Source organism: Streptomyces adelaidensis, from assembly GCF_016598475.1.
Classification (GTDB): Bacteria; Actinomycetota; Actinomycetes; order Streptomycetales; family Streptomycetaceae; genus Streptomyces; species Streptomyces adelaidensis.
In genome coordinates this window covers 103,591-127,199 of record NZ_JAEMUX010000002.1, presented here as the reverse complement: position 1 = coordinate 127,199, position 23,609 = coordinate 103,591, and the positions used below count along the sequence as shown (strand labels likewise).

The window sequence follows — 23,609 nt, the reverse complement described above, 5'->3', positions numbered from 1 at the left end:
GCCCCACCCGTGTGGGCCGGAAGGGACACTAGCGCCGCCGGGTCCGGGCTGTCCTGCGGTTTCAGGGGGCCGGCAGGGAGCTCAGCAGGTCCTTGTAGTCAACGGTCTGGCTCGCCGGCGGCTCCTCGGTGGTGACGTCTGTCCCGTAGTCGCTGTAGTAGACCGTGGAGTTCACCTCACCGTTCGCGGTGTCCCCCTTCTCGACCTTCTTGACCAGCAGGTTCTCGTCGTTGATCCAGACGTCGATGTCCGCGGTGGTGATGCCGGACGCCTTCAGCTGTTCCTCCAGCTCGGCCCGCATGTCCTCGCCGAGGTTCGCGTTCTGCTCCTGCACGTCGGCGACCTTCACAGTGCCCACGTAGTGCGTGGCCCGCTCACCGCGCACGTCCTCCTCGCCGACCTTCTCGACATCGCCGGAGGCCAGCAGGAGCCGTACGGACTGGTTCGGCGTGACGCTCTGGAGGTGTTCCTTCACATACGTGCCGGAGGCCCCGCCGATCATGTCCTCCATGTCCTCGTACGCGTACCTGATCCACCGCTTGCCGCCGTACTGCTCGGCGAACAGGTCGCCCATGTCCGCATAGTAGGCGTCGGGCAGATAGCGGGCCTCCGTCGCGGTGATGCCCAGCTCGCCCATCTGTTCGGCCGCCTGGCCGCCGGTGTAGGTGATGGTCATGGTGCCCTTGAGGCCGTCGGCCCAGTCGACCTCGCCGTCCGCCTCGATGGACATCAGGTCGCCCATGTCCCCGGTGGACTCGATCTTCGAGGAGTCGGCGTCGCCGGTGGACCTGTCCGCTAGCCGAAGCGCCGCGAACGGATCGCCACCGCCGCCCTCGCCCGAGTCGCCGGAACCGCAGGCCGCCACTCCGGTCAGCGCGGCCACCGCCGTCAACGACAGGACCGTACGGCGACACCTGGTCGTGCTGGTCATCCGTCCCCACCCCCAGGGAGAGTTACCGTGCTCCGCACACCAGGGCAGCACACTTGTGCGCGTATGCCCACCCGTATACCAAAAGGGACGAGCCCCGCACCTCGAAAGGTTGCGGGGCTCGTCCTCGGGCTACGCGTGCGCGACGCGGCTGCCGGTGAGCGTCAGACTCAGACGGCGGCCGGGTCCTCCTCGACGAGGAGGTTGCGGGTGCGGTTGGAGTCCAGCGGGATGCCGGGGCCGATCGTGGTGCTGAGGGCGGCCTTCTTGATGTAGCGGCCCTTCGCGGCGGACGGCTTCAGACGGAGGATCTCCTCCAGCGCCGCCGCGTAGTTCTCCACCAGCTGGGTGTCGTCGAACGACGTCTTGCCAATGATGAAGTGCAGGTTCGAGTGCTTGTCGACGCGGAACTCGATCTTGCCGCCCTTGATCTCGGTGACGGCCTTCACGACGTCCGGGGTCACGGTGCCGGTCTTGGGGTTCGGCATGAGACCACGGGGACCGAGCACGCGGCCGAGACGGCCGACCTTGCCCATGAGGTCCGGGGTGGCGACGACGGCGTCGAAGTCCAGACGGCCCTTCGCCACCTCGTCGATGAGCTCGTCGGAACCGACGATGTCGGCACCCGCGGCAGTCGCGGCCTCGGCACGGTCACCGGTCGCGAAGACCAGGACCCGGGCGGTCTTACCGGTGCCGTGCGGGAGGTTCACGGTGCCACGGACCATCTGGTCGGCCTTACGCGGGTCGACACCCAGACGGAAGGCGACCTCGACGGTGCCGTCGAACTTGGACGTGGAGGTCTCCTTGGCGAGACGGACGGCCTCGAGCGGGGCGTACTGCTTCTCCCGGTCGATCTTGGCGTCCGCAGCGCGGAGAGCCTTGCTGCGCTTGCTCACAACTGCTCCTGTGTGTTCTGAAAGGAGTCGTGGTACGGGCCGAGCGGGCCCTGCCACGTGCGGCTGCTCGTACGGCGGCCGCATGGTTCTACGAAGGTGGGGTTCAGCCCTCGACCGTGATGCCCATGGAACGCGCGGTGCCGGCGATGATCTTCGACGCGGCGTCCAGGTCGTTGGCGTTGAGGTCGGGCATCTTCGTGGTGGCGATCTCGCGGACCTGCGCCTGAGTGATCTTGGCGACCTTGGTCTTGTGCGGCTCGCCGGAGCCCTTCTCCACGCCCGCGGCCTTGAGGATCATCTTCGCGGCCGGCGGCGTCTTGGTGATGAAGGTGAAGGAGCGGTCCTCGTAGACCGTGATCTCCACCGGGATGACCCAACCGCGCTGCGACTCGGTCGCGGCGTTGTAGGCCTTGCAGAACTCCATGATGTTGACGCCGTGCTGACCGAGCGCGGGGCCGACCGGCGGAGCCGGGTTGGCCGCGCCGGCCTGGATCTGGAGCTTGATGAGCCCCGTGACCTTCTTCTTCTTGGGAGGCATTGCTCTCCGGGTCCTTTCGATTCGAGTCCGCCCGCACCCGGGTCGCGTCCCGGTTGAAGGCATACCGCACAACGATAACGGGTATAGATGCGCGGCCAAAAACCGAGCAGGTCAGGCGGGCTGCGAAAGCCTGCCTGACCTGCGCGGAAGCTATAAGTCCAGAAGTCCCGGTGGGGAACTAGTTCTTCTGGATCTGGTCGAACGACAGCTCGACCGGCGTCTCGCGGCCGAAGATCTCGACGAGACCCTTGACCTTCTTCGAGTCGGCGTTGATCTCGTTGATCGTCGCCTGGAGCGTGGCGAACGGACCGTCCGTGACGGTGACCGAGTCGCCCACCTCGAAGTCGAGCACCTGGACCTCGACCTTGCGCTGCGGGACCGGCTTGCCCTCGGCCTCGGCGGCCTCGCGGGCGGCCCTCTCCTCGGCCTCCGGGGCGAGCATCTTGACGATCTCGTCCAGGGTCAGCGGGTACGGGTCGTAGGCGTTGCCCACGAAGCCGGTGACGCCGGGGGTGTTGCGGACGACGCCCCAGGACTCGTTCGTCAGGTCCATGCGCACCAGCACGTAGCCGGGGAGCTTGTTCTGACGGATGGTCTTGCGCTCGCCGTTCTTGATCTGCGCGACCTCTTCCTGCGGCACCTCGGCCTGGAAGATGAAGTCCTCGACGTTCAGCGAGACGGCACGCTGTTCGAGGTTGGTCTTCACGCGGTTCTCGTAACCGGCGTACGTGTGGATGACGTACCACTCGCCGGGCAGGGTCCGCAGTTCCTCGCGCAGGGCCTGGACGGGGTCGACCGGCTCGGTCTCCTCCGCGACGGCCTCGTCGTCCTCTTCGCTCTCGGCGTCGTCCTCGTCATCGACGTGCACGGCCTCTTCCTCGGCCGGCTCCCCCGCCTCGGCTTCGGCAGCCTCGAACTCGTCGACCTCGTCCGTTCCCTCGACGATGTCGAGCTCATCATCCACGGACTCGTCCGGCTCGATGGCGTCGTTCAGGTTCGGGTCAGACACGTGGCTGCTTCTTCCTGGATACATGGGGGTGGAACACGCGAAAGGGGCGCCAGGTAACGGCGCCCTTCGCTTTCGGCTCAGCCGAAGACGTACTTGGCGGCCTTGTCTAGTCCGAAGTCAATCACAGTCACAAGACCGATCATGATGACCACGAAGACGATGACCACCATGGTGTAGGTCGTCAGCTGGGAGCGGGTCGGCCAGACGACCTTACGCAGCTCCGCGACGATCTGGCGGTAGAAGAGCGCGAGGCGCTTCAGCGGGCCCCTCTTGGCACGCTTGCCGCCCTTGCGGGTCTTCTTCTTGTCCTCGGGCACCTCGTCCTGGGCATCAGGCGTGTCGATGGAGCCCACGGCGTCCGTCATTCATCCTCACCTGATTCCGGTCCGGGTCGTGGCCGTGCCGCGCCCGGTCTGAGCCGCACGGCGGAACATTGCTGAACGTACATGCGCACACATCCTGGCGTGAGGAGTGTGTAGCAGGGCCGGAGGGACTTGAACCCCCAACCGCTGGTTTTGGAGACCAGTGCTCTACCAATTGAGCTACGACCCTTTGCGGTTCTCCCCCAACGTACCGCATCCAACCGAGTGCACGGTGTGCACCTGATGGGTGCGGCCGGTGAAGGCCAACGAGGTGAGAGTGTACGTGGTCCGAGGCCTGTCGTCGAACAGAAAGCGTCCGTAGGGGCGTTGCTCCCCGAAGATCGACCGTTTCGCGCCGCGGATACGGACGGTTGTTCCGTCGCTGTTCAGTCTGTGAAACCCGCGTGCCGGGCGGGTTTCCGGTCTGAAACGATGGGGCCCATGAGCGCTGCAACCCCTCCCACCGAGCGCCGGGTCTCCGCGCGTATCGGCGCGATCTCCGAGTCCGCCACCCTCGCCGTGGACGCCAAGGCCAAGGCCCTCAAGGCCGCTGGGCGTCCGGTGATCGGCTTCGGCGCCGGCGAGCCCGACTTCCCGACCCCGGACTACATCGTCGAGGCGGCCGTCGAGGCCTGCAAGAACCCGAAGTACCACCGCTACACACCGGCCGGCGGTCTGCCCGAGCTGAAGGCCGCGATCGCCGCGAAGACCCTGCGGGACTCGGGATACGAGGTCGACGCCTCGCAGATCCTGGTCACCAACGGCGGCAAGCAGGCCATCTACGAGGCGTTCGCCGCGATCCTCGACCCGGGCGACGAGGTCATCGTCCCGGCGCCGTACTGGACGACGTACCCGGAGTCGATCCGTCTCGCCGGCGGTGTCCCGGTCGACGTCGTCGCCGACGAGACCACGGGTTACCGCGTCTCCGTCGAGCAGCTGGAGGCGGCCCGCACGGAGAAGACCAAGGTCGTCCTCTTCGTCTCCCCGTCCAACCCGACCGGCGCGGTCTACAGCGCCGAGGACGCCGAGGCGATCGGCCGCTGGGCCGTGGAGCACGGCCTGTGGGTGCTGACGGACGAGATCTACGAGCACCTGGTCTACGGCGACGCGAAGTTCACCTCGCTGCCGGCGCTCTTGCCGGAGCTGCGCGACAAGTGCATCGTCGTCAACGGCGTCGCCAAGACGTACGCCATGACCGGCTGGCGGGTCGGGTGGATCGTCGGCCCGAAGGACGTGGTCAAGGCCGCGACGAACCTCCAGTCACACGCCACGTCGAACGTGTCCAACGTCGCGCAGGTGGCCGCCCTCGCCGCCGTCTCCGGCGATCTGGACGCGGTCGCGAAGATGCGGGAGGCCTTCGACCGGCGCCGCAAGACCATCGTGCGGATGCTCAACGAGATCGACGGTGTGCTCTGCCCGGAGCCCGAGGGCGCGTTCTACGCCTACCCGTCGGTGAAGGCGCTGCTCGGCAAGGAGATCCGCGGCAGGCGTCCGCAGGACTCGGTCGAGCTGGCCGCGCTGATCCTGGAGGAGGCCGAGGTCGCGGTCGTACCGGGTGAGGCGTTCGGCACACCCGGCTACCTGCGGCTGTCGTACGCGCTGGGGGACGAGGACCTCGTCGAGGGCGTGAGCCGGATCCAGAAGCTGCTGGCGGAGGCGACGGACTGACGTTCGAAGCGTCCACCGCGAGGGGCTGGCACCTACGACTTTTCGTACGTGCCAGCCCCTCCTTCATTTGTGCGAGCAAGACCACGTTCGGGGAATCCGCTACCGGGACGGCGATGACGTGCGGCAGGATCCAGCAATGGAGCGTGTACGTGATCTCTCTCAACTGCCGAAGGCCCATCTGCACCTGCACTTCACCGGGTCGATGCGGCCCGCGACCGTGCTGGAGCTGGCCGACAAGTACGGGGCGCGGCTGCCCGACGCGCTGACAGAGGCGCTGACCAGCGGGGAGCCGCCGAGACTGCGGGCGACGGACGAGCGAGGGTGGTTCCGGTTCCAGCGGCTGTACGACGCGGCGCGCTCGTGCGTGCGGGAGCCCGAGGACATCCAGCGGCTGGTGCGGGAGGCCGCTGAGGAGGATGTGCGGGACGGCTCGGGCTGGCTGGAGATCCAGGTGGACCCGACGTCGTACGCGCCACGGCTGGGCGGGCTGATCCCAGCGCTGGAGATCATTCTCGACGCGGTGAACACGACGGCGCGGGAGACCGGGCTCGGGATGCGGGTCGTGGTGGCCGCGAACCGGATGAAGCATCCGCTGGACGCGCGCACGCTGGCCCGGCTGGCGGTGCGGTACGCGGACCAGGGCGTCGTCGGGTTCGGGCTCTCCAACGACGAACGCCGGGGCATGGCCCGTGACTTCGACCGGGCCTTCGCGATCGCGCGGGAGGGGGGTCTGCTGTCGGCGCCGCACGGCGGTGAGCTGACCGGGCCTTCGTCGGTGCGGGACTGTCTGGACGACCTGGACGCGAACCGGATCGGGCACGGGGTGCGGGCGGCGGAGGATCCGCGGCTGCTGAAGCGGCTCGCCGACCGGGGGGTGACCTGCGAGGTCTGTCCGGCCTCGAACGTGGCGCTCGGTGTCTACGAGAAACCGCAGGACGTGCCGCTGCGCACCCTGTTCGACGCCGGCGTCCCCATGGCGTTGGGCGCCGACGACCCGCTGCTGTTCGGCTCCCGACTGGCCGCCCAGTACGAGATCGCCCGCCACCAGCACGCCTTCACGGACGAGGAGCTGGCCGAGCTGGCCCGGCAGTCCGTTCGGGCGTCGGCGGCGCCCGAGTCGACGAAGGCGACGCTGCTGGCCGGGGTGGGCTCCTGGCTCGCCGCTCCTGGCGTCTAGACCCCACCGGCCGCATGATCTTCTACCATCTCGGCGAACTCACCCTGCGGATCGGCCACATCACCGATCCGCCCACCGTCCAGATCACCCGTGGCGTCCAACTCCACATCCTCGATCTCCTCGACACCGACATTGGGCAAACCCGCTGGCCACAGACCTGAAACGGTGACCCGCGAAGTCCGGGTCTAGAGGCTGACGCCCACGGTCACCGGCTCGTTGACCAGGGTGATCCCGAAGGCGTCCCGGACTCCGGCCACCACCTCGCGGGCCAGCGCCAGGAGGTCCTCGGTGGTGGCCTCGCCCCGGTTGGTGAGGGCCAGGGTGTGCTTGGTGGAGATGCGGGCGGGGCCCGTGCCGTAGCCCTTGGTGAAGCCCGCCCGGTCGATCAGCCAGGCCGCTGAGGTCTTGGTGTGGCCGTCGCCCGCGGCGTACGCGGGCGGGGTGACGTCCTTGCCGAGCCGCTGCTCCACGCGCGCGTGGAACGCTGCGAACTCCTCGTCCGTGAGGATCGGGTTGGTGAAGAACGAGCCGGCCGACCAGGTGTCGTGGTCGTCCGGGTCGAGCACCATGCCCTTCCCCGCGCGCAGCTTCAGCACGGTCTCGCGGGCGTGGGCGAGAGGTACGCGGTCGCCGGGCTCGACGCCCAGTGTGCGGGCCGTCTCCGCGTACTTGACCGGGCCGGACAGTCCGTCCGCGTCCTCCAGTTCGAATCGGACGCGGAGGACGACGTACCGCTCGGGGGCGTCCTTGAAGCGGCTGTGGCGGTACGAGAAGGCGCACTCGGCGTTCGGGACGGTGACCGTCTCGCGGGTGAGGCGGTCGTAGGCGACGACCTCGGTGATCGTGGCGGCGACCTCCTGGCCGTACGCACCGACGTTCTGGATGGGGGTCGCGCCTGCGGAGCCGGGGATTCCGGCGAGGCATTCGATGCCTGCGAGGCCTGCGGCGACTGTGCGGGCGACCACGTCGGTCCATACCTCGCCGGCGGCCAGTTCCAGTCTCGTGCCGTCGAGGGCGTAGCCCTTGGTCGCGATGACCAGGGCGGTTCCGGCGAAGCCCTTGTCGCCGATGACCAGGTTCGAGCCGCCGCCGATGAGCAGCAGGGGCGTGCCGGAGTCGTCGGCCTCGCGGACCGCGGTGATCACCTCGTCGTCGGTGGTGGCGGTGATCAGCCGGTGCGCGGGGCCGCCCAGGCGGAAGGTGGTCAGGGGGGCGAGGGGGGCGTCGTTTCGTTCCTGCACGGGCTCAAGGGTACGAGACGGGGTGGTGGGGGTTTCGGGAGCGGGGACGGCAGCGTCGGCGGGGCTGGGGGAGGTGCCCGCGGCGGCCTGTTGGGGGCCGGCTCCGGAAGAGTCCGGCCAGCACCGCCGAAGCTCCCCCGGAACGCTTCCCAGGGCGGCACAATCGCTGCGTGGATCAAGGAATCGCGGCCCTGTTGGGGGCAACGGTCGGAGTCCTCGGTACCGTCTCCGCGTCGGCCATCTCCGGGTGGTCGAACCGTCAGCAGATACGGACCCAGGCCAGAATCGATCACGCGCACTGGCGCAGACAGGCCCGGCGTGACGCCTACAGCGCGTTCCTCACTCCGGCGCACGAGGCGCGAACGACCCTGAGGCAGGCGGCGCGCGCCCTGATCGGTGATGTGGACACGGCCACGGCCGACCAGCGGCTGCAAGCCGCGCAGGAGCACTTGGGGGCGGTCCAGGCGGCCTGGGCCGCGCTCGCGATCGAAGGTCCCGAGTCGGTGGAGCAGGCGGCCAACGGTCTCAGGACCGCGCTCCGCTCGATGCACACGACGCTGCTCGCCTGGCGGGACTCCGCGGAGGGCGCGTTCGACCACAACGTCCCGTTCGTGGAGCGGCACGCGGTCGAGGTGACCCGGCTGGCCGAACGGATGGGCGTGTTCACCGCTACGGCCCGTGCGGCGCTGGAGGAGGAGGTGGCGTCGCCTCCTCCTCCAGCGAGCGGGCAAAGCTGAGGCGGTGTAAGGGGCGGTCCACCATGGACGGCGCCCCTTACCGCATCGCCCTCGGGCGCGTCAGGCCAGGCGTACGACTGCGCGGGACATGCCCAGGACCTTCTGGCCGGCGCTCATCGCCGTCAGGTCCACGCGGACGGTGTTGTCGTCGAGCTTGGCGCCGATCTTGGCGGTGACCTCGATGGTGGCGCCCCGGTCGTCGTTGGGGACGACCACGGGCTTGGTGAAGCGGACGCCGTACTCGACCACGGATCCCGGGTCGCCGGTCCAGTCGGTGACGACGCGGATCGCCTCGGCCATGGTGAACATGCCGTGGGCGATGACGTCGGGGAGACCGACCTCCTTGGCGAACTTCTCGTTCCAGTGGATCGGGTTGAAGTCGCCGGAGGCGCCCGCGTACCGCACGAGGGTGGCGCGGGTCGCGTCGAAGGCCTGGGCGGGCAGTTCGGTGCCGACCTCGACGTCGTCGTAGGAGATCTTCGCGGTCATCGGATCCTCACGCCTTCTCGGCCGCGCGGGCCACGAGCTTGGTCCAGGCGGTCACGACGTGTTCGCCCGACTCGTCGTGGACCTCGCCGCGGATGTCCAGGATGTCGTTGCCCGCCATGGACTTGATCGCCTCGATGGTCGAGGTGACCGTGAGGCGGTCACCGGCGCGCACCGGGCGCGTGTAGGCGAACTTCTGGTCGCCGTGCACGACGCGGCTGTAGTCGAGGCCCAGCTGCGGGTCTGCGGTCACCAGGCCCGCGGCCTTGAAGGTGATCGAGAACACGAAGGTCGGCGGGGCGATCACGTCGGGGTACCCGAGGGCCTTGGCGGCGTCCGGGTCCGTGTACGCCGGATTGGCGTCCCCCACGGCCTCCGCGAACTCGCGGATCTTCTCCCGGCCGACCTCATAGGGGTCGGTGGGCGGGTAGGAACGCCCCACGAAGGACTGGTCGAGCGCCATGGGCTCGGCACCTCCTGGTTGCTCAGCGGATACGACGACCGGGCCGGTACTGGCCGGTACGGGTCACTCAACGACGCGAGGCCGCCCCCGATCACTCGGGGACGGCCTCGTGTACGAGCCTGATTTATCGCGTTTCGCGGTGCGCGGTGTGCGCGTTGCAACGCGGGCAGTGCTTCTTCATCTCCATGCGGTCCGGGTTGTTACGCCGGTTCTTCTTGGTGATGTAGTTCCGCTCCTTGCACTCCACGCAGGCCAGCGTGATCTTCGGGCGGACGTCGGTGGCAGCCACAGGAGTGCTCCTTGACGAACGGATGGGACGATTAACGCATGAAAGAGTAGCCGATCGAAGGACCGACCCCGCAATCGGCTACTGTCCGTAGCGGTGACCGGACTTGAACCGGTGACACAGCGATTATGAGCCGCTTGCTCTACCGACTGAGCTACACCGCTGTGATGCGATCGGCCCCGCCTCGCGGCGGGGACCTTTCACACCAGAGCCCCAATACGGAATCGAACCGTAGACCTTCTCCTTACCATGGAGACGCTCTACCGACTGAGCTATTGGGGCGAGCGATGAAGACATTACACGCCCCACAGCCGATCGCCCAAATCCGTTTTCCGGCCTCCGTCCATGGGCCGTTCAGGGGCCGTCCGCCGGTGTCCCCCGTCCCGTTTCCCAAGGCTCCTGGGGCCTCACCCGCACCATCGTTCCCGGGCCTCCGGCGCTTCCCTGCCAGGTGAACCACACCGGTACGACTATTGCGCTCCTCCACGACGAGGACGAGCGGCCCGCCTACGCTCGACTCACTCTGCGTGACCTTGTGTCCCCAGCCGTCCCCAGCCCGTCCTCCAGCCCTCCCATCTCCCTCCACCGTCCATCTCCCGTCGTCGAGCCCCGGGAGCGCGATGCCCGACAGTCAGCCGCAGCCGTCCCACTCCTCGTCCGGCCCGCCCCCGGGTCCGGCGGGGGCAGGCGCCTTGCTGCTGTGCGGTGCGCGGCTCACCGACGGCCGGGTGGTGGACGTACGGCTGGGCGGCGGGCGGATCGAGGCGGTCGGCACGGCGGGCAGTCTGGGGGCGGGCGGAGCCGCCGGTTCCGGGGCGCCGGCCACCCATGTGGACCTCGGTGGTCATCTGCTCCTGCCGGCCCCCGTCGAGCCGCACGCCCACGGCGACACGGCCCTGTCGGCCGAGTTCGAGGGGCCGGTCTCGTACGACGGTCAGGACGTCCAGCGGCGGGCCACCGAGGCCGCGTTGCTGCAACTCGGGCACGGCGCCACGGCGGTGCGCTCACACGTCCACGTGGGCGACGTACAGGGTCTGGGCGCGCTGCGGGCGGTGCTCCAGGCGCGGCGGGCGCTGCGCGGGCTCGTCGAGCTGACGGCGGTGGCGATGCCCCGGGTGCTGACGGGGGCGGCCGGGGCGGAGGGGCTCGCGATCCTGCGGGACGCGGTCAAGATGGGCGCCTCGGTGGTCGGCGGCTGCCCCGATCTGGACCCCGATCCCACCGGGTACGTGGAGGCGGTCCTGGAGATCGCCTCCGAGTACGGCTGCCCGGTCGATCTGCACACCGACGGCGACGACCCCGCCCGGCTCGCCCGGTTCGCGGCCATGGCGGGCGGTCTGCGGCCCGGCGTCGCCCTCGGTCCGTGCGGCGGCCTCGCGCGTCTCCCCGCCCAGGCAGCCGCCCGCGCCGCCGACCGGCTCGCGGCGGCCGGCGTCACCGTCGTCTGCCTCCCGCAGGGCGGCTGCGGCACCGTCGACCGCCGGGGCACGGCCCCCGTACGGCTCCTGCGCGCGGCCGGCGTACGGGTCGCGGCGGGCAGCGGCGCGCTGCGGGACGTGTCGAACCCGGTCGGCCGCGGGGACCCCCTGGAGGCGGCCTACCTGCTGGCCTCCCGCTGCGGCCTGCGCCCCGAGGAGGCGTACGACGCCGTCAGCGGGTCGGCGCGCGCCGCGCTGGGCCTGCCCGAGGTGCGCGTGGAGGCCGGCTTCCCCGCCGAACTGCTCGCCGTACGCGGCGACCGGCTCGCGGGGGCGCTCTCGCTCGCCTACAGCCGCATTGTGGTGCACCGGGGGCGCGTGGTGGCGCGTACCAGCGCGGTACGGGAGTACTGCGGCTCGGTGGCGACCGCTGGGCCGGATCTGCCTCGGCAGGGGCGGGGTGAGCCGTCGTGAGGGAAGGGGTCGGGTCGGCCCGGTCGGAGTGACCGGGCCGACCCGTGGGAGCGGTCCGTCAGATACCCGGTACTAGACGCCCAGCATTCCGCTGCCGAAGGGGCCGCCGAACTCGTCGAGCGGGATCTCGGAGGCGCCCTTGGGCGCGGAGATGTCGCCGGCCTTGCCAAAGGTGAGGACGAGGGGGGCCTCGGCGCCCTTCGGGTCGTCGGCGAGGACGGCGAGGTCGGTCTCGATCCGGGTCAGGTCGCCGTTCTTGAGGGTGAAGTCGACCGCGACCTTCTTGTTCGGGGCGTCCTTCAGGTCCTTGCTCGTGGGGAGTTCGGCACCCGGCGGCAGATCGCCCTTGAGGGGCTGGAGCTTGTCGATGACGCCGGTGAGCAGGTCGCGGAAGTTGGCCTCGGCCGTGATGACCTCCGTACCGTCCTTGCCCTCCTTGGTCTTGAAGCCGACCTCGCGGGCGACGACACCGCGTACGGCGTCGAGGATCTTCTTCTGGGTCTTGGCGTCGATGTCGTCGGAGCCGCCCGAGCCGGCGTCCGCGTCCTCGGTGGCGTCCGCCAGGTCGGCGGTGTTGACCTTGACCCAGTCGCCCTCCAGGAGCGGCCGCAACTGCTGCTCGCTCTCAGGGAGTTCGTCGAGGTCGTCGGCCCCGGGGAACGGCATGCCCATCGCCTCGCCCATGGCCTGCATGTCGGCGCGGTAATACGTGTAGTCGCCGACGACCCGGTACTCGGCGAGGGCGCCGTCGTCGCCCGAGATCTTCATGCCGACGCCGACGACGTCCTTCTCGCCGGACTCGGCCAGCGGCTTCTTCGACTTGACGGACACGTCGACGCGCAGTCCGGTGAAGAACTCCACCATCTCCGGCGGTACTTCCTCGCTGTCCTCGCCCATCAGCGCGGTGAGGTCGTCCGGGTCGGCGTCCAGCCGCAGCCCGAAGGCAAGCGACTTCTGCTCGCCGAGCCGCTCGACGGCGCTGTCGACCTTCTGACCCGCGGTGAGGTTCTGGACCGTGCCGCACGCTGCGGCCGTGACGAGCACGGCCGCCGCGCAGCCGACGCCGGTGAAGGCGCGGCGGACGACGGCTTTGGGCATGGCGGTTTTAAGCATGGCGGTGATGAATCCCCCCGTGTTTCCTGCGCCCGCCGGAACGGCGAACATTATTGAGACACGTGGGACTGCCGGATGGTTGCGCGGCAATCGCGTCCGTTCGGGCGTACGGTCGGAACCATGCGCATTGTCATCGCTGGAGGTCATGGTCAGATCGCGCTGCGGCTGGAGCGGCTGCTCGCCGGGCGCGGGGACGAGGTCGCGGGGATCATCCGCCGCCCCGAACAGGCCGACGATCTGCGCGCGGCCGGTGCCGAACCGGTGCTGTGCGATCTGGAGTCGGCCTCGGTGGAGGAGGTCGCCGCGCATCTTCAGGGCGCGGACGCCGCCGTGTTCGCGGCGGGCGCCGGCCCGGGCAGCGGGGCGGGCCTCAAGGACACGGTCGACCGCGCCGCCGCGGTCCTGTTCGCGGACGCCGCGGTCCGGACGGGCGTACGGCGTCATGTGGTGGTGTCGTCGATGGGCGCGGACCCCGGGCACGAGGGCGACGAGATCTTCGACGCCTATCTGCGGGCGAAGGGCGAGGCCGACGCGTATGTGCGCGGCCTGGACGCCCTGGACTGGACGATCCTGCGCCCCGGCATGCTGACCGACGACGCCGGCACCGGCCTCGTACGCCTGGAGGCGTCCACCGGTCGCGGCCCCGTTCCCCGCGACGACGTCGCCGCCGTACTCGCCGAACTCCTCGACACCCCGGCCACGGCCGGCCTGACCCTGGAGCTCATCAGCGGCTCGGCGCCCGTCTCGGTGGCCGTGAAGTCCGTGGCGGGCAACTGAGCGCGGGCGGCGGACTTCGTTGTCGGGGGCTCGGGTCGGCGGAGCTTCAGAACAGCGGCAGCTGACCGGGGAACTCCGGGACGACGTACCCGTCGAGCGCGGGCTGGGCCGCCCCCATGGGCACCGGCCTGCGCGACCCGGGGCACGACACCAGGTCGCCGCGCGCGCCCGGCGGATCGTGCCGCGCGAACCGCCCCGCCACGACGGCGATCCCACGGCGGCACTCGGGGCAGTTCCTGCGCAGCGATGACATGCGATCAGTGTGCCGCGTGACCACGAAGAGACCCTTTCCGCATACGAAGAAGCCCCTTCCGAACTGCTTTCACAGTCCGGAAGGGGCTTCCCTCCACGTGGCGGCGCCAGGATTCGAACCTGGGTAGGCTAAGCCGACGGATTTACAGTCCGCTCCCATTGGCCACTCGGGCACACCGCCTGGGATTTGTCGCCCCTCGAACCGCTTTTCGACGGTGCTCCGTGGCGACGACGTAAACGATACCTGATGCCCGGGGGTGCTTCGCCACCTGATTGATCAGTGCTCACAGGGGCGGGGTGGCTAGGCTTGTCCGGATGCGGTCCGGGACATACGCCGGGCTCGGCGGTCGTTTTCCGCGCGCGCCGATACGCACCCGATGGTCCCGACAAGCCCCCCGATACCCCGATGCAAGGAGCCACAGGACATGGCCGACTCCAGTTTCGACATCGTCTCGAAGGTCGAGCGGCAGGAGGTCGACAACGCCCTCAACCAGACCGCCAAGGAGATCTCGCAGCGCTACGACTTCAAGGGCGTCGGCGCCTCGATCTCGTGGTCCGGCGAGAAGATCCTGATGGAGGCGAATTCCGAGGACCGGGTCAAGGCCATCCTCGACGTCTTCCAGTCCAAGCTGATCAAGCGCGGGATCTCTCTGAAGTCCCTGGACGCGGGTGAGCCCCAGTTGTCCGGCAAGGAGTACAAGCTCTTCTCGACGATCGAGGAGGGCATCTCCCAGGAGAACGCCAAGAAGGTGGCGAAGATCATTCGCGATGAGGGTCCGAAGGGTGTCAAGGCCCAGGTCCAGGGCGAAGAGCTTCGCGTCAGCTCCAAGAACCGCGACGACCTGCAGGCTGTGATCGCCCTTCTGAAGGGTCAGGACTTCGACTTCGCGGTGCAGTTCGTCAACTATCGGTGACCACCGGCCGGTCCGCGCCGGTGAGTCGTACGCGCAAGGGTGGGCACCCGGCTTCGGCCGAGGGTGCCCACCCCTGTGCGTACGTGTATGTGCTCAGCGGCGGGAATGGCCGAACAGGAGACGGTAGGCGATCAGCAGGACCAGGGCGCCGCCGATCGCGGCCGCCCAGGTGGCGCTGTCGTAGAAGTCCTTGGTGATCGGGTGGTCGAGCCAGCGGGCGGAGATCCAGCCGCCGATGAAGGCGCCCGAGACGCCGATGAGGGTGGTGCCGATGAAGCCGCCCGGGTCCCGGCCCGGCAGCAGGAACTTGGCGATGGCGCCGGCCAACAGCCCCAGAACGATCCAGCCGATGATGCTCATGCCGTGAACCTGCCCTTTCGTGCTGTGCCTGTGCTGTGTTCTCCCCCACAGAGATCAACGGGGCCAGGTGTGTTGTCGCCTTGTCCCGTTGTGGTGGGGGACGTCTGCGTGATGCCTGGCGGTTGCACCGGATGCTCCTATGGTTGTCAAGCCGCAGGAGCGAGGTCGGTTTGAGTGGTTCGTTCGGTTGGTGTGCTGGTCAGGGCGCGGTAGACCTCGCGGGCGACGAATCGTTTGAGGCAGCGCATGATGTCCTTCTTGTTCAGCCCGTCCTTGGTGCGGCGTTCGACGTAGGTGCGGGTGCGTTCGTCGTAGCGCATGCGGGTGAGGACGATCGTGTGCAGGGCGTTGTTCGCGGCCCGGTCGCCGCCGCGGTTGAGGCGGTGGCGGTGGGTGCGGCCGGACGAGGCCGGGATCGGGGCGACCCCGGCCAGGTGCGCGAACGCCGCCTCCGAGCGCATGCGTTCGGGGTTGTCGCCGGCCGAGGCCAGTAGCTGTCCGGCGGTCTCGGGGCCGACCCCGAACAGTTCCAGCAGGGCGGGGGCAGCTTGCTTCACCAGCGGCCCGATCTCGCAGTCCAGCTCGGCGATCTCCTCGTCCAGCGCCTGGTGGCGGCGGGCCAGTCGGCGCAGCCATGCCCGGGTCGCCGCCAGCGGGCGGGACAGATCGTCGCCGGGTCGCAGCGGGGCGAGCGTGCGTATCAGCACGGCCCGGTCCAGACCCGCGAGCTGCTCGCGCAGCATCGCCGGAGCCGAGACGAGCAGGCCGCGCATCTGGTTCATCGCCTGCGTGCGGGCCTTGACCGCGCTGCGGCGTGCGATCCGCAGCACCCGCACCGCCTCGACCACGCCGTCCCGGCTCTTGGGGATACCGGTGGCCCGGCCGGACAGCACGGCCGTCGCGGCGGCGTAGGCGTCGATCGGGTCGGACTTGCCCTTCATCCGCCGTGTCTTGCGGTCCGGGCGGTCCACGTCGACGACCGCGACCCCCGCGGCGGTCAGCACCCGGGCGAGCTCGGCGCCGTAGGCACCGGTGCCCTCCACTCCCACCGCTGCGAGCTCGCCGTGAGAGCGCATCCAGTCCAGCAGGTCCCGGTAACCCCGGATGGTGGCGGGGAACTCCCGGTCGGCCAGGTGCCGGCCGACCGTGTCGATCACGGCCGCGTGGTGGGTCAGGCCGTGGGTGTCGACACCGCCGGTGATCTGCGGGCTGTCGTGCGTCATGCTGGTCATGTCCGTCCTTGTGGCGTGTCCGTTCCGAGGGCGGCACGCGCCGGTCGGGCAGGTGGACAAGACAGTGACGGGGCTTCTGGACCAAGCTATAAGGTCACAGACGCCCGTCCGGCCGCGTGCGTGGCGGCCCTGCCGATGAGCCGACAAATCCCAAACAGGACAGTCGATGACGTCAGTCAGTAGGCGAGTCAGACCCACCAGCAGAACCACCAGTCACATCCTCACTGTCAGTAGGGTGCGGCGCATGACACAGGCCGGATCGGGTGCTGAGCTGCGCCGCACGCTCGGGGTCGGGGACGCGGTGGTCATCGGGCTCGGGTCGATGATCGGTGCGGGGATCTTCGCGGCGCTGGGCCCCGCGGCACGCGCCGCCGGGTCCGGGCTGCTGCTCGGGCTCGGGGTCGCCGCGGTGGTCGCGTACTGCAACGCCATGTCGTCGGCGCGGCTGGCGGCCGTGTATCCGGCGTCGGGCGGCACGTATGTGTACGGGCGGGAGCGGCTCGGCGCGTTCTGGGGGTATCTGGCGGGCTGGTCGTTCGTCGTCGGGAAGACGGCCTCGTGCGCGGCGATGGCGCTCACCGTGGGGGCGTACGTGTGGCCGGGGCAGGCGCATGCCGTGGCGGTGGCGGCCGTGGTGGCGCTGACAGCCGTGAACTACGGCGGCGTCCAGAAGTCGGCCCGGTTGACGCGGGGAATCGTGGCCGTGGTGCTGGCGGTCCTCGCCGCCGTGGTCGTCGTGTGCCTGGGTTCCGGCGCGTCGGACACCGGGCGGCTGGGCATCGGGGCGTCGGGGGGCGCGGGCGGGGTGCTCCAGGCGGCCGGGCTGCTGTTCTTCGCGTTCGCGGGGTACGCCCGGATCGCGACCCTGGGCGAGGAGGTACGGGATCCGGCGCGCACCATCCCGCGCGCGGTGCCGCTCGCGCTGGGCATCGCGCTGGTCGTGTACGCGGCCGTCGCCGTCGCCGTCCTCTCCGTGCTGGGCTCGGGCGGGTTGGGGCAGGCCTCGGCTCCGCTGGCGGACGCGGTACGGGCGGCCGGTGTGCCGGGGCTGGTGCCCGTGGTGCGGGTGGGGGCCGCCATGGCCGCGCTCGGGTCGCTGCTGGCGCTCATCCTGGGCGTCTCGCGTACGACGCTGGCCATGGCCCGGGACCGGCACCTCCCCGGTGCCCTGGCGGCCGTGCACCCCCGTCACCAGGTTCCGCACCGGGCTGAGTTGGCCGTCGGTGCCGTGGTCGCCGTCCTGGCCGCCACCGTCGACGTCCGGGGCGCCATCGGCTTCTCCTCCTTCGGGGTCCTCGCGTACTACGCGGTCGCCAACGCGTCGGCCTGGACGCTGAGTCCGGCGCCCCTCTCCCGTGTCCTGCCGGTGGTCGGGCTCATCGGGTGCCTGGTGCTGGCGTTCGCGCTGCCCGGGGTGTCGGTGGGGCTGGGCGCGGCCGTGCTGGGCGTGGGGGCGGCGGTGCACGGCGTACGGCGGTGGTGGGCCGGGCGGGGCTGAGTCCGCTCGGTCGGGGCCGGCCGAGTCCGGTCGTGTTCGGTCGAGTCGTGTTCAGGCGAGGCGGACGTCGATGCGGCGTTCGGTGAAGAAGTCGAGGAGTTCCTCGAAGGTCTCCGGGCGGATGTCGATGTGCGGGGAGAGGCCGAGGCAGGCGCGGGCGATGTGGGCGTCGTGCCAGACCAGGGTGAAGGGTCCGGTGGCGCCGAAGTGTCCGCCGAGGGCGTCGCTGACGCCGTTGAGGCAGCGGCCGAAGTAGCCGCCGGGGCCGTTCACCGCCTCGCCGAGGGCGCAGAAGAAGGCCTGGTCGTCGGTGATGTGACGGCCGTCGAGGTGGAAGGTGGTGCCGGCGGCGGCGTCGGGTCCGGTCGTCGCCCGGTTCGCGAAGGCCGTGTCGAGCCAGAACCTCCGGCCGTCGGTGCCGCAGTGGGCCCAGAGATTCGGTTCGGTGGGCCGGCCCCGGTCCCACAGGTCCCAGACCTGTTCGGCCGCCCTCGGGGGTCGGTCCGACCATGGTTCGAGGGTGAGGTCGACGTAGCCGCGGCCGCGTGCCGAGGGGATCCACGCGGTGAGTTCGCCCTCCACGGCGGCCTGCACCGTGGAGCCGTGTGTGTCGAGCCGCAGCAGCTTGGCGTGGCCCAGGTCCTCGTCCCCCGCGTCCAGCGCCGCCTTCAGGGCGCCGCGCGGTGCGCAGCCGAGGAGCCGTACCGGGGGCTGTTCGGCGGACGTGGACTCGGGCGGCTCGTCGTCGAGGTGTGCCAGGTCCGCGCAGGTGCCCTGGGGTTCGCCCTCCGGGCCGAGAAGCCGGAAGCCCCATGACTGGGGGCGGCGCTGGGGGTAGTCGGACGGGTTGTCGGCGTGCTGCGATCCCTCGACCATGACGTCCCGCAGCGACAGGTCGTGCGGGCACGTGCGGTGGCCGAGGACACGTACGTCCTCCAGGTACCACTCGTAGACCCGCTCGCCCCGGGCGCCGAGGATCTCCAGGACGAGGAAGCCGAGCGGGGCGGAGCCGTCGGCACGCGCGCGCGTGAGGGCCGTTCTCAGGTCGCCTTCGGGGGCGCAGCCGAGGAGTTCGTACATGCCGCGCGGGGGCGGGAACGGATCGCCGAAGAGGTTCTCCGTGTCCGTGCAGTGGGCCCAGGTCTCCTCGTGGCCGTCCTCGCCGCTGTACTCGGCTTCCGCGTCGTACGACAGCAGGACGTACTTCGGCCGCTGCGTCTGCCCCACCCCCGGCGCGCCGCTCTAGCCGCGCTGGCCGAACGGCTGGTTCGAGCGGACGATCTCGCGGCCCAGGGGCATCAGCGAGACCGGGACGAGCTTGAAGTTGGCGATGCCGAACGGGATGCCGATGATCGTGACGCAGAGCACGAGGCCGGTGAAGATGTGTGTCAGCGCCAGCCACCAGCCCGCCAGGATCAGCCACAGGATGTTGCCGAGGCAGGAGGGCGCGCCCGCGTCACGGCGCTCGACCGCGCTGTACCCGAAGGGCCACAGGGCGTAGATGCCGATGCGGAACGACGCGATGCCGAAGGGGATGCCGATGATCGTGATGCACAGGAGCAAGCCTGCGAACAGGTAGCCGAGGAAGAGCCAGAAGCCGCTGAGGATCAGCCAGATGATATTGAGAATGGTCTTCACTGGTGGCGACCTGCCATCTTCTCGAGTCGGGCGATGCGTTCCGCCATCGGCGGGTGTGTCGAGAACATTTTGGAGAATCCTCGGCCCGGCCGGAAGGGGTTCGCGATCATCATGTGGCTCGCGGTCTCGATTCGGGGCTCCGCAGGCAGCGGGAGCTGCTTGGTGCCCGTTTCCAGTTTGCGAAGGGCACTGGCGAGGGCCAGCGGGTCGCCGGTGAGCTGGGCTCCGGAGGCGTCCGCCTCGTACTCCCTGGAGCGGCTGATCGCGAGCTGGATGACGCTCGCGGCGAGCGGGCCCAGGATCATGATCAGCAGCATACCGAGGAGGCCGGGGCCGTCGTCGTCGTCCGAGCGGCCGATCGGGATCAGCCAGGCGAAGTTCACCAGGAACATGATCACGGAGGCGAGGGCTCCGGCGACCGACGAGATCAGGATGTCGCGGTTGTAGACATGGCTCAGCTCATGGCCGATGACACCGCGCAGCTCGCGCTCGTCGAGCAGTCTCAGGATGCCGTCGGTGCAGCACACGGCCGCGTTGCGCGGGTTGCGGCCGGTCGCGAACGCGTTGGGGGCGTCCGTCGGCGAGATGTAGAGACGGGGCATGGGCTGGCGGGCCTGCATGGAGAGCTCGCGGACCATGCGGTACAGCGCCGGGGCCTCGAATTCGCTCACCGGGCGCGCGCGCATCGCGCGTAGAGCCAGCTTGTCGCTGTTCCAGTACGCGTACGCGTTCGTGCCGAGTGCGATGAAGACCGCGACGACCAGACCCGCGCGGCCGAAGAAGCTTCCTATGACGATGATGAGTGCGGACAGCCCCCCGAGGAGGACGGTGGTCCTGAGCCCGTTGTGCCGGCGGTGCACGGTACGCCCTCCAAGTCGTGCGGCAGGGGAACCCTTTGCTTGCTGTTGCTGTTGACTCCACTTCTCAGTGGACCTTCCCGTACTGGTCAACGCCAGGCGGGGAGCACTAGTTCCCTTGTGCACGCGGCCCCACCGGTGGGCCGTCCGGGTGAGGCGGACTCGTCAGAGGAGGCCGATGCCGGCGAAGCGCAGGATCAGCTGGGGTGCTCCGGAGAGGGCGATGCCGACGATTCCGGTGAGGGCGAGTGCGGCGGTCAGCGGGGCCGGGACGCGGTGCTGTTCGGGTTCGCCCTCGGGGGCGCGGAACAGCAGGGCCGTCCACTGGAGGTAGTAGAAGAGCGCGATCACGACGTTGACGGCCATGACGACGGCGAGCCAGCCGAGGCCCGCGTCGACGGCCGCCGAGAAGACGGTGACCTTGGCGAAGAGGCCGATGATGCCCGGCGGCAGCCCGGCGAGGCAGAGCAGGAAGAAGGCCAGGAGCAGGGCGCTGAGGGGGCTCGACGCGTAGAGGCCCCGGTAGTCGCTGACGCGGTTCAGAGGCTTCGTACGGCTGACGAGGGCGGCCACGGCGAAGGCGCCGAGGTTCACGGCGGCGTACATCAGGGCGTAGGCGACGGTGGAGCCGATGGCCTTCTCGGCGTCGTCGGTGTTGTCGGCGTACGCGGCCGCCGCGATCGGCACCAGGAGGTAGCCGGCCTGGCCGACGGAGGACCAGGCGAGGAGGCGGACCGCGCTGTACGCGCGCGTGGACCGCTGCCGCAGGGCGCCGACGTTGCCGACGGTCATGGTGAGGGCGGCCAGCGCGGCGAGGGCGGGGCCCCAGACGTCGGCGTACGAGGGGAGGGCGACGACGGTGATGAGGATCAGCCCGGAGAAGCCGACCGCCTTGCCGACGACCGACAGGTAGGCGGCCACCGGCAGCGGGGCGCCCACGTAGGTGTCGGGGACCCAGAAGTGGAACGGTACGGCCGCCGTCTTGAAGGCGAAGCCGATGAGGGTGAGGACGACGCCCGCCTGGGTGACGGTGTGCAGCTGGCCGTCGACGTTCTGGATCCGGTCGGCGATCTCGGTGAGGTAGAGGGTGCCGGTGGTGGCGTAGATGAAGCTGATGCCCAGCAGGCTGACGGCGGTCGCGGTGACGGACGACAGGAAGAACTTCAGGGCCGCCTCGGATGACCGCTTGTCGCCGTGCCGGATGCCGACGAGGGCGAAGGCGGGCAGGGAGGCGACCTCCAGGGCGACGACGAGGGTGGCGAGGTCGCGGGAGGCGGGCAGGAGGGCGGCGCCGGCGGCGGACGACAGCAGCAGGAACCAGAACTCCCCTTCGGGGAGATCCTTCTTCGCGTCCTTCAGGGCCGTCATCGACAGCAGGGCGGCAAGGAGGGCACCGCCGAGGACGAGGAACTGGACGACGAGGGTGAAGCGGTCGGCGGTGTAGCTGCAGACGCCGGGCTCGCCGGTCAGGCAGAAGGTGGCGCGGTCGCCGTCCAGGAGCGGCAGCAGGGCCAGCAGGGAGACGGCGAGGCCCGCGACCGAGACCCAGCCGAGCAGGGTCTTCCGCGCGTCGCCCACGAAGAGGTCGGCGACGAGCACGCCGAGGCCGACGACCGCGGCGATCGTGGGCGGCGCGATCGCGAGCCAGTCGACGGACTGGACCACGGACTCGGCCGCGGACGCGGCCAGGTGCTGGGCCGGGGAGCTCATCGGTTGCCTCCTGCGAGGAGCTGCTGCACGGCCGGATCGCTCAGGCCGAGGAGGGCCGCGGGCCAGAGGCCGGCGAGGACGGTGAGGGCGACGAGTGGGGTCCACGCCGCGAACTCGTACGTCTGTACGTCGGCGAGCGGCGGCCCGTCCTTCGGGGCCGCGCCCATGCAGACGCGGCGGACCACGATCAGCAGGTAGGCGGCGGTCAGGAGCGTGCCGAAGGCGGCGATCGTCATGAAGGTGAGGAAGGCCGGGCGGCTGAGGTCCTCGGCGGGCCGGAACGCGCCGAACAGCGCCAGCATCTCGCCCCAGAACCCGGCGAGCCCCGGCAGTCCGAGCGAGGCGACGGCGGCGAAGGCGAGCAGGCCGCCGAAGCGGGGGGCCCTGCCGTAGAGGGCGGCGCCGGTCTGCTGCGCGAGGGTGTCGAGGTCGGTGGTGCCGGTGCGGTCCTTGAGGGCGCCGACCAGGAAGAACAGCAGGCCGGTGATGAGGCCGTGGGAGATGTTCGCGAACAGCGCGCCGTTCACGCCGGTCGGGGTCATCGTCGCGATGCCGAGCAGTACGAAGCCCATGTGGCCGACGGAGGAGTACGCGATGAGGCGTTTGAGGTCGCCCTTCGCGCCCTGTTTGGCGAGGGCGAGACAGGCGAGGGAACCGTAGATGATGCCGACGACCGCGAAGGCGGCGAGGTAGGGGGCGAAGGTTCTCATGCCGTCCGGCGTGATCGGCAGGAGGATGCGGACGAACCCGTACGTACCCATTTTCAGCAGGACGCCGGCCAGCAGGACCGAGCCGACGGTCGGGGCGGCGGTGTGGGCGTCCGGCAGCCAGCTGTGCAGCGGCCACATCGGGGTCTTGACCGCGAGCCCGACACCGATCGACAAAGCGGCGATGACCTGCACGGATGTGGTCAGTTCGGGGTGATTGTCAGTGGTGAGTGCCACTATGTCGAATGTGCCCGCCCTGAGTCCGATCAGGAGCAGGCCGAGCAGCATGACCACGGAACCGAGCAGGGTGTAGAGGATGAACTTCCAAGCGGCTTGCGTGCGTTGCTCACCGCCCCAGCGGGCGATGAGGAAGTACATCGGGATGAGCACCATCTCGAACGCGAGGAAGAACAGCAGCAGATCGAGGACGGCGAAGGTGGCGAGGGTGCCGGACTCCAGGACGAGCAGCAGGGCGACGAAGGCCTTCGGGGACGGGCCCGCGGGCATTTTGAAGTAGGAGTAGAGCGCGCAGAGGAAGGTCAGCAGCGCGGTCAGGACCAGAAGGGGGAGGGAGATGCCGTCGATGCCGAGGTGGATGCGCACGTCGAGTGCAGGGATCCAGCTGATGTCCGTGCTGGCCTGCATCTTCGACGGCTGGTCGTGGTCGAAGCCGAGCGCCAGGACGATCGCTGCGATGAGGACCGCGCCGGTCACGGTCATGCCGTGGCGCAGCACGGCCTGCTCGGGCGACTTTCCCTTCAGCCCCGGCGGGGCCGGCAGGAGAGCGGCGGCGGCGCCGATGAGCGGGCCGACGACGACGAACGCCAGAAGGAACTGCATCACGGACTCGTTGATATCGATCACGACT

Annotated in this window: 26 protein-coding genes and 4 tRNA genes; 8 read left to right on the top strand and 22 right to left on the bottom strand. The window is 69.8% G+C overall.

Features of this window, described 5'->3' with window-relative positions; translation table 11 throughout:
• Nucleotides 1–61: 61 nt before the first annotated feature.
• From I8N67_RS01535 to I8N67_RS01510, 6 genes are all read right to left on the bottom strand, one after another.
• Nucleotides 62–931: an SCO4651 family lipoprotein gene (locus tag I8N67_RS01535; protein ID WP_200300710.1), complete on the bottom strand. Its 870-nt coding sequence runs from the start codon at nt 929–931 to the stop codon at nt 62–64.
• A gap of 167 nt (nt 932–1,098) precedes the next feature.
• Nucleotides 1,099–1,824, bottom strand: coding sequence for a 50S ribosomal protein L1 (rplA, locus tag I8N67_RS01530; RefSeq protein WP_200300709.1), 726 nt, complete (start codon nt 1,822–1,824; stop codon nt 1,099–1,101).
• Between the two features lie 103 nt (nt 1,825–1,927).
• Nucleotides 1,928–2,362 carry a 50S ribosomal protein L11 gene (gene rplK, locus I8N67_RS01525; RefSeq protein ID WP_030359033.1) on the bottom strand — a complete coding sequence of 145 codons (435 nt, stop codon included), beginning with the start codon at nt 2,360–2,362 and terminating at the stop codon, nt 1,928–1,930.
• 178 nt (nt 2,363–2,540) lie between these two features.
• Complete coding sequence (gene nusG / locus I8N67_RS01520; protein WP_200300708.1) at nt 2,541–3,371, bottom strand: transcription termination/antitermination protein NusG; 831 nt, start codon at nt 3,369–3,371, stop codon at nt 2,541–2,543.
• 77 nt (nt 3,372–3,448) lie between these two features.
• Entirely contained in the window at nt 3,449–3,736 is a 288-nt protein-coding gene (secE, locus tag I8N67_RS01515) for a preprotein translocase subunit SecE (RefSeq protein ID WP_200300707.1), read from the bottom strand.
• A gap of 114 nt (nt 3,737–3,850) precedes the next feature.
• Nucleotides 3,851–3,923 (bottom strand) — tRNA-Trp (locus I8N67_RS01510).
• A gap of 251 nt (nt 3,924–4,174) precedes the next feature.
• Here I8N67_RS01510 and I8N67_RS01505 point away from each other — a divergent pair.
• The 3 genes from I8N67_RS01505 (at nt 4,175) to I8N67_RS01495 (ending at nt 6,739) form a co-directional block, all read left to right on the top strand.
• The gene (locus tag I8N67_RS01505) at nt 4,175–5,401 is read left to right on the top strand and encodes a pyridoxal phosphate-dependent aminotransferase (protein WP_200300706.1); all 1,227 of its coding nucleotides are present in this window, start codon (nt 4,175–4,177) and stop codon (nt 5,399–5,401) included.
• A gap of 136 nt (nt 5,402–5,537) precedes the next feature.
• Nucleotides 5,538–6,578, top strand: a complete 1,041-nt coding sequence (locus I8N67_RS01500; protein ID WP_200300705.1) for an adenosine deaminase — start codon at nt 5,538–5,540, stop codon at nt 6,576–6,578.
• Nucleotides 6,579–6,592: 14 nt separating this feature from the next.
• Nucleotides 6,593–6,739: a hypothetical protein gene (locus I8N67_RS01495; RefSeq protein ID WP_200300704.1), complete on the top strand. Its 147-nt coding sequence runs from the start codon at nt 6,593–6,595 to the stop codon at nt 6,737–6,739.
• A 24-nt stretch (nt 6,740–6,763) separates the two neighbouring features.
• Here I8N67_RS01495 and I8N67_RS01490 read toward each other — a convergent pair whose 3' ends face one another.
• Nucleotides 6,764–7,972: a UDP-N-acetylmuramate dehydrogenase gene (locus tag I8N67_RS01490; RefSeq protein ID WP_372443608.1), complete on the bottom strand. Its 1,209-nt coding sequence runs from the start codon at nt 7,970–7,972 to the stop codon at nt 6,764–6,766.
• 17 nt (nt 7,973–7,989) lie between these two features.
• Between I8N67_RS01490 and I8N67_RS01485 the strand changes: the two genes are divergently transcribed.
• On the top strand, nt 7,990–8,556 hold the full coding sequence (locus tag I8N67_RS01485; protein ID WP_200300702.1) for a hypothetical protein: 567 nt from the start codon (nt 7,990–7,992) through the stop codon (nt 8,554–8,556).
• A 60-nt stretch (nt 8,557–8,616) separates the two neighbouring features.
• On the opposite strand, the gene I8N67_RS01480 is transcribed toward I8N67_RS01485, so the two are convergent.
• The 5 genes from I8N67_RS01480 to I8N67_RS01460 form a co-directional block, all read right to left on the bottom strand.
• Nucleotides 8,617–9,045 carry a MaoC family dehydratase gene (locus I8N67_RS01480; RefSeq protein WP_200300701.1) on the bottom strand — a complete coding sequence of 143 codons (429 nt, stop codon included), beginning with the start codon at nt 9,043–9,045 and terminating at the stop codon, nt 8,617–8,619.
• A gap of 7 nt (nt 9,046–9,052) precedes the next feature.
• Nucleotides 9,053–9,505 (bottom strand): MaoC family dehydratase N-terminal domain-containing protein, encoded by a 453-nt coding sequence (locus I8N67_RS01475; RefSeq protein WP_200300700.1) that lies wholly within the window; start codon nt 9,503–9,505, stop codon nt 9,053–9,055.
• A gap of 124 nt (nt 9,506–9,629) precedes the next feature.
• The gene (gene rpmG, locus I8N67_RS01470; protein ID WP_018834916.1) at nt 9,630–9,794 is read right to left on the bottom strand and encodes a 50S ribosomal protein L33; all 165 of its coding nucleotides are present in this window, start codon (nt 9,792–9,794) and stop codon (nt 9,630–9,632) included.
• A gap of 88 nt (nt 9,795–9,882) precedes the next feature.
• Nucleotides 9,883–9,955: transfer RNA gene (locus I8N67_RS01465), tRNA-Met, on the bottom strand.
• A gap of 45 nt (nt 9,956–10,000) precedes the next feature.
• Nucleotides 10,001–10,073: transfer RNA gene (locus I8N67_RS01460), tRNA-Thr, on the bottom strand.
• A 338-nt stretch (nt 10,074–10,411) separates the two neighbouring features.
• On the opposite strand from I8N67_RS01460, the gene I8N67_RS01455 reads away from it, so the two are divergent.
• Nucleotides 10,412–11,683, top strand: a complete 1,272-nt coding sequence (locus I8N67_RS01455) for an amidohydrolase family protein (protein WP_200300699.1) — start codon at nt 10,412–10,414, stop codon at nt 11,681–11,683.
• A gap of 72 nt (nt 11,684–11,755) precedes the next feature.
• Here I8N67_RS01455 and I8N67_RS01450 read toward each other — a convergent pair whose 3' ends face one another.
• Entirely contained in the window at nt 11,756–12,781 is a 1,026-nt protein-coding gene (locus I8N67_RS01450; protein ID WP_234044749.1) for a hypothetical protein, read from the bottom strand.
• A 135-nt stretch (nt 12,782–12,916) separates the two neighbouring features.
• On the opposite strand from I8N67_RS01450, the gene I8N67_RS01445 reads away from it, so the two are divergent.
• Entirely contained in the window at nt 12,917–13,573 is a 657-nt protein-coding gene (locus I8N67_RS01445; RefSeq protein ID WP_200300697.1) for an NAD(P)H-binding protein, read from the top strand.
• Nucleotides 13,574–13,619: 46 nt separating this feature from the next.
• Here the strand turns inward: I8N67_RS01445 and I8N67_RS01440 are convergent, their stop codons facing one another.
• Both I8N67_RS01440 and I8N67_RS01435 read right to left on the bottom strand, forming a co-directional pair.
• Nucleotides 13,620–13,826 carry a hypothetical protein gene (locus I8N67_RS01440; RefSeq protein ID WP_200300696.1) on the bottom strand — a complete coding sequence of 69 codons (207 nt, stop codon included), beginning with the start codon at nt 13,824–13,826 and terminating at the stop codon, nt 13,620–13,622.
• 98 nt (nt 13,827–13,924) lie between these two features.
• Nucleotides 13,925–14,006 (bottom strand) — tRNA-Tyr (locus I8N67_RS01435).
• Between the two features lie 244 nt (nt 14,007–14,250).
• On the opposite strand from I8N67_RS01435, the gene I8N67_RS01430 reads away from it, so the two are divergent.
• Nucleotides 14,251–14,739 (top strand): YajQ family cyclic di-GMP-binding protein, encoded by a 489-nt coding sequence (locus tag I8N67_RS01430; RefSeq protein WP_200300695.1) that lies wholly within the window; start codon nt 14,251–14,253, stop codon nt 14,737–14,739.
• A gap of 93 nt (nt 14,740–14,832) precedes the next feature.
• On the opposite strand, the gene I8N67_RS01425 is transcribed toward I8N67_RS01430, so the two are convergent.
• Nucleotides 14,833–15,099, bottom strand: coding sequence for a GlsB/YeaQ/YmgE family stress response membrane protein (locus I8N67_RS01425; RefSeq protein ID WP_200300694.1), 267 nt, complete (start codon nt 15,097–15,099; stop codon nt 14,833–14,835).
• 146 nt (nt 15,100–15,245) lie between these two features.
• Nucleotides 15,246–16,331 (bottom strand): IS110 family RNA-guided transposase, encoded by a 1,086-nt coding sequence (locus I8N67_RS01420; RefSeq protein ID WP_200300693.1) that lies wholly within the window; start codon nt 16,329–16,331, stop codon nt 15,246–15,248.
• 244 nt (nt 16,332–16,575) lie between these two features.
• Between I8N67_RS01420 and I8N67_RS01415 the strand changes: the two genes are divergently transcribed.
• A complete protein-coding gene (locus tag I8N67_RS01415; RefSeq protein ID WP_200300692.1) occupies nt 16,576–17,829 on the top strand; it encodes an APC family permease in 1,254 nt (417 codons plus the stop codon).
• A 51-nt stretch (nt 17,830–17,880) separates the two neighbouring features.
• Here the strand turns inward: I8N67_RS01415 and I8N67_RS01410 are convergent, their stop codons facing one another.
• The 5 genes from I8N67_RS01410 to I8N67_RS01390 all read right to left on the bottom strand — a co-directional run bounded on the left by I8N67_RS01410 (nt 17,881) and on the right by I8N67_RS01390 (nt 23,605).
• Nucleotides 17,881–19,056, bottom strand: a complete 1,176-nt coding sequence (locus I8N67_RS01410) for a barstar family protein (protein ID WP_200300691.1) — start codon at nt 19,054–19,056, stop codon at nt 17,881–17,883.
• Between the two features lie 15 nt (nt 19,057–19,071).
• Nucleotides 19,072–19,467 (bottom strand): YccF domain-containing protein, encoded by a 396-nt coding sequence (locus I8N67_RS01405; protein ID WP_200300690.1) that lies wholly within the window; start codon nt 19,465–19,467, stop codon nt 19,072–19,074.
• Nucleotides 19,464–20,327, bottom strand: a complete 864-nt coding sequence (gene htpX, locus I8N67_RS01400; RefSeq protein ID WP_200300689.1) for a zinc metalloprotease HtpX — start codon at nt 20,325–20,327, stop codon at nt 19,464–19,466. Before htpX ends, I8N67_RS01405 begins: the two co-directional genes overlap by 4 nt.
• Nucleotides 20,328–20,489: 162 nt before the next feature.
• On the bottom strand, nt 20,490–22,034 hold the full coding sequence (locus I8N67_RS01395; RefSeq protein WP_200300688.1) for an NADH-quinone oxidoreductase subunit N: 1,545 nt from the start codon (nt 22,032–22,034) through the stop codon (nt 20,490–20,492).
• Nucleotides 22,031–23,605 carry a complex I subunit 4 family protein gene (locus I8N67_RS01390; protein ID WP_200300687.1) on the bottom strand — a complete coding sequence of 525 codons (1,575 nt, stop codon included), beginning with the start codon at nt 23,603–23,605 and terminating at the stop codon, nt 22,031–22,033. The genes I8N67_RS01395 and I8N67_RS01390 overlap by 4 nt, the downstream gene beginning before the upstream one ends.
• Between the last annotated feature and the right edge of the window lie 4 nt (nt 23,606–23,609).

What these genes read in the sequence shown, in the direction of transcription:
- I8N67_RS01535 (WP_200300710.1), bottom strand. Translation starts at nt 931, where the DNA reads ATGACCAGCACGACCAGGTGTCGCCGTACGGTCCTGTCGTTGACGGCG.
- rplK (WP_030359033.1), bottom strand. Translation starts at nt 2,362, where the DNA reads ATGCCTCCCAAGAAGAAGAAGGTCACGGGGCTCATCAAGCTCCAGATC.
- secE (WP_200300707.1), bottom strand. Translation starts at nt 3,736, where the DNA reads ATGACGGACGCCGTGGGCTCCATCGACACGCCTGATGCCCAGGACGAG.
- I8N67_RS01505 (WP_200300706.1), top strand. Translation starts at nt 4,175, where the DNA reads ATGAGCGCTGCAACCCCTCCCACCGAGCGCCGGGTCTCCGCGCGTATC.
- I8N67_RS01500 (WP_200300705.1), top strand. Translation starts at nt 5,538, where the DNA reads ATGGAGCGTGTACGTGATCTCTCTCAACTGCCGAAGGCCCATCTGCAC.
- I8N67_RS01495 (WP_200300704.1), top strand. Translation starts at nt 6,593, where the DNA reads ATGATCTTCTACCATCTCGGCGAACTCACCCTGCGGATCGGCCACATC.
- I8N67_RS01480 (WP_200300701.1), bottom strand. Translation starts at nt 9,045, where the DNA reads ATGACCGCGAAGATCTCCTACGACGACGTCGAGGTCGGCACCGAACTG.
- I8N67_RS01475 (WP_200300700.1), bottom strand. Translation starts at nt 9,505, where the DNA reads ATGGCGCTCGACCAGTCCTTCGTGGGGCGTTCCTACCCGCCCACCGAC.
- I8N67_RS01455 (WP_200300699.1), top strand. Translation starts at nt 10,412, where the DNA reads ATGCCCGACAGTCAGCCGCAGCCGTCCCACTCCTCGTCCGGCCCGCCC.
- I8N67_RS01450 (WP_234044749.1), bottom strand. Translation starts at nt 12,781, where the DNA reads ATGCCCAAAGCCGTCGTCCGCCGCGCCTTCACCGGCGTCGGCTGCGCG.
- I8N67_RS01445 (WP_200300697.1), top strand. Translation starts at nt 12,917, where the DNA reads ATGCGCATTGTCATCGCTGGAGGTCATGGTCAGATCGCGCTGCGGCTG.
- I8N67_RS01440 (WP_200300696.1), bottom strand. Translation starts at nt 13,826, where the DNA reads ATGTCATCGCTGCGCAGGAACTGCCCCGAGTGCCGCCGTGGGATCGCC.
- I8N67_RS01430 (WP_200300695.1), top strand. Translation starts at nt 14,251, where the DNA reads ATGGCCGACTCCAGTTTCGACATCGTCTCGAAGGTCGAGCGGCAGGAG.
- I8N67_RS01425 (WP_200300694.1), bottom strand. Translation starts at nt 15,099, where the DNA reads ATGAGCATCATCGGCTGGATCGTTCTGGGGCTGTTGGCCGGCGCCATC.
- I8N67_RS01420 (WP_200300693.1), bottom strand. Translation starts at nt 16,331, where the DNA reads ATGACCAGCATGACGCACGACAGCCCGCAGATCACCGGCGGTGTCGAC.
- I8N67_RS01415 (WP_200300692.1), top strand. Translation starts at nt 16,576, where the DNA reads ATGACACAGGCCGGATCGGGTGCTGAGCTGCGCCGCACGCTCGGGGTC.
- I8N67_RS01395 (WP_200300688.1), bottom strand. Translation starts at nt 22,034, where the DNA reads ATGAGCTCCCCGGCCCAGCACCTGGCCGCGTCCGCGGCCGAGTCCGTG.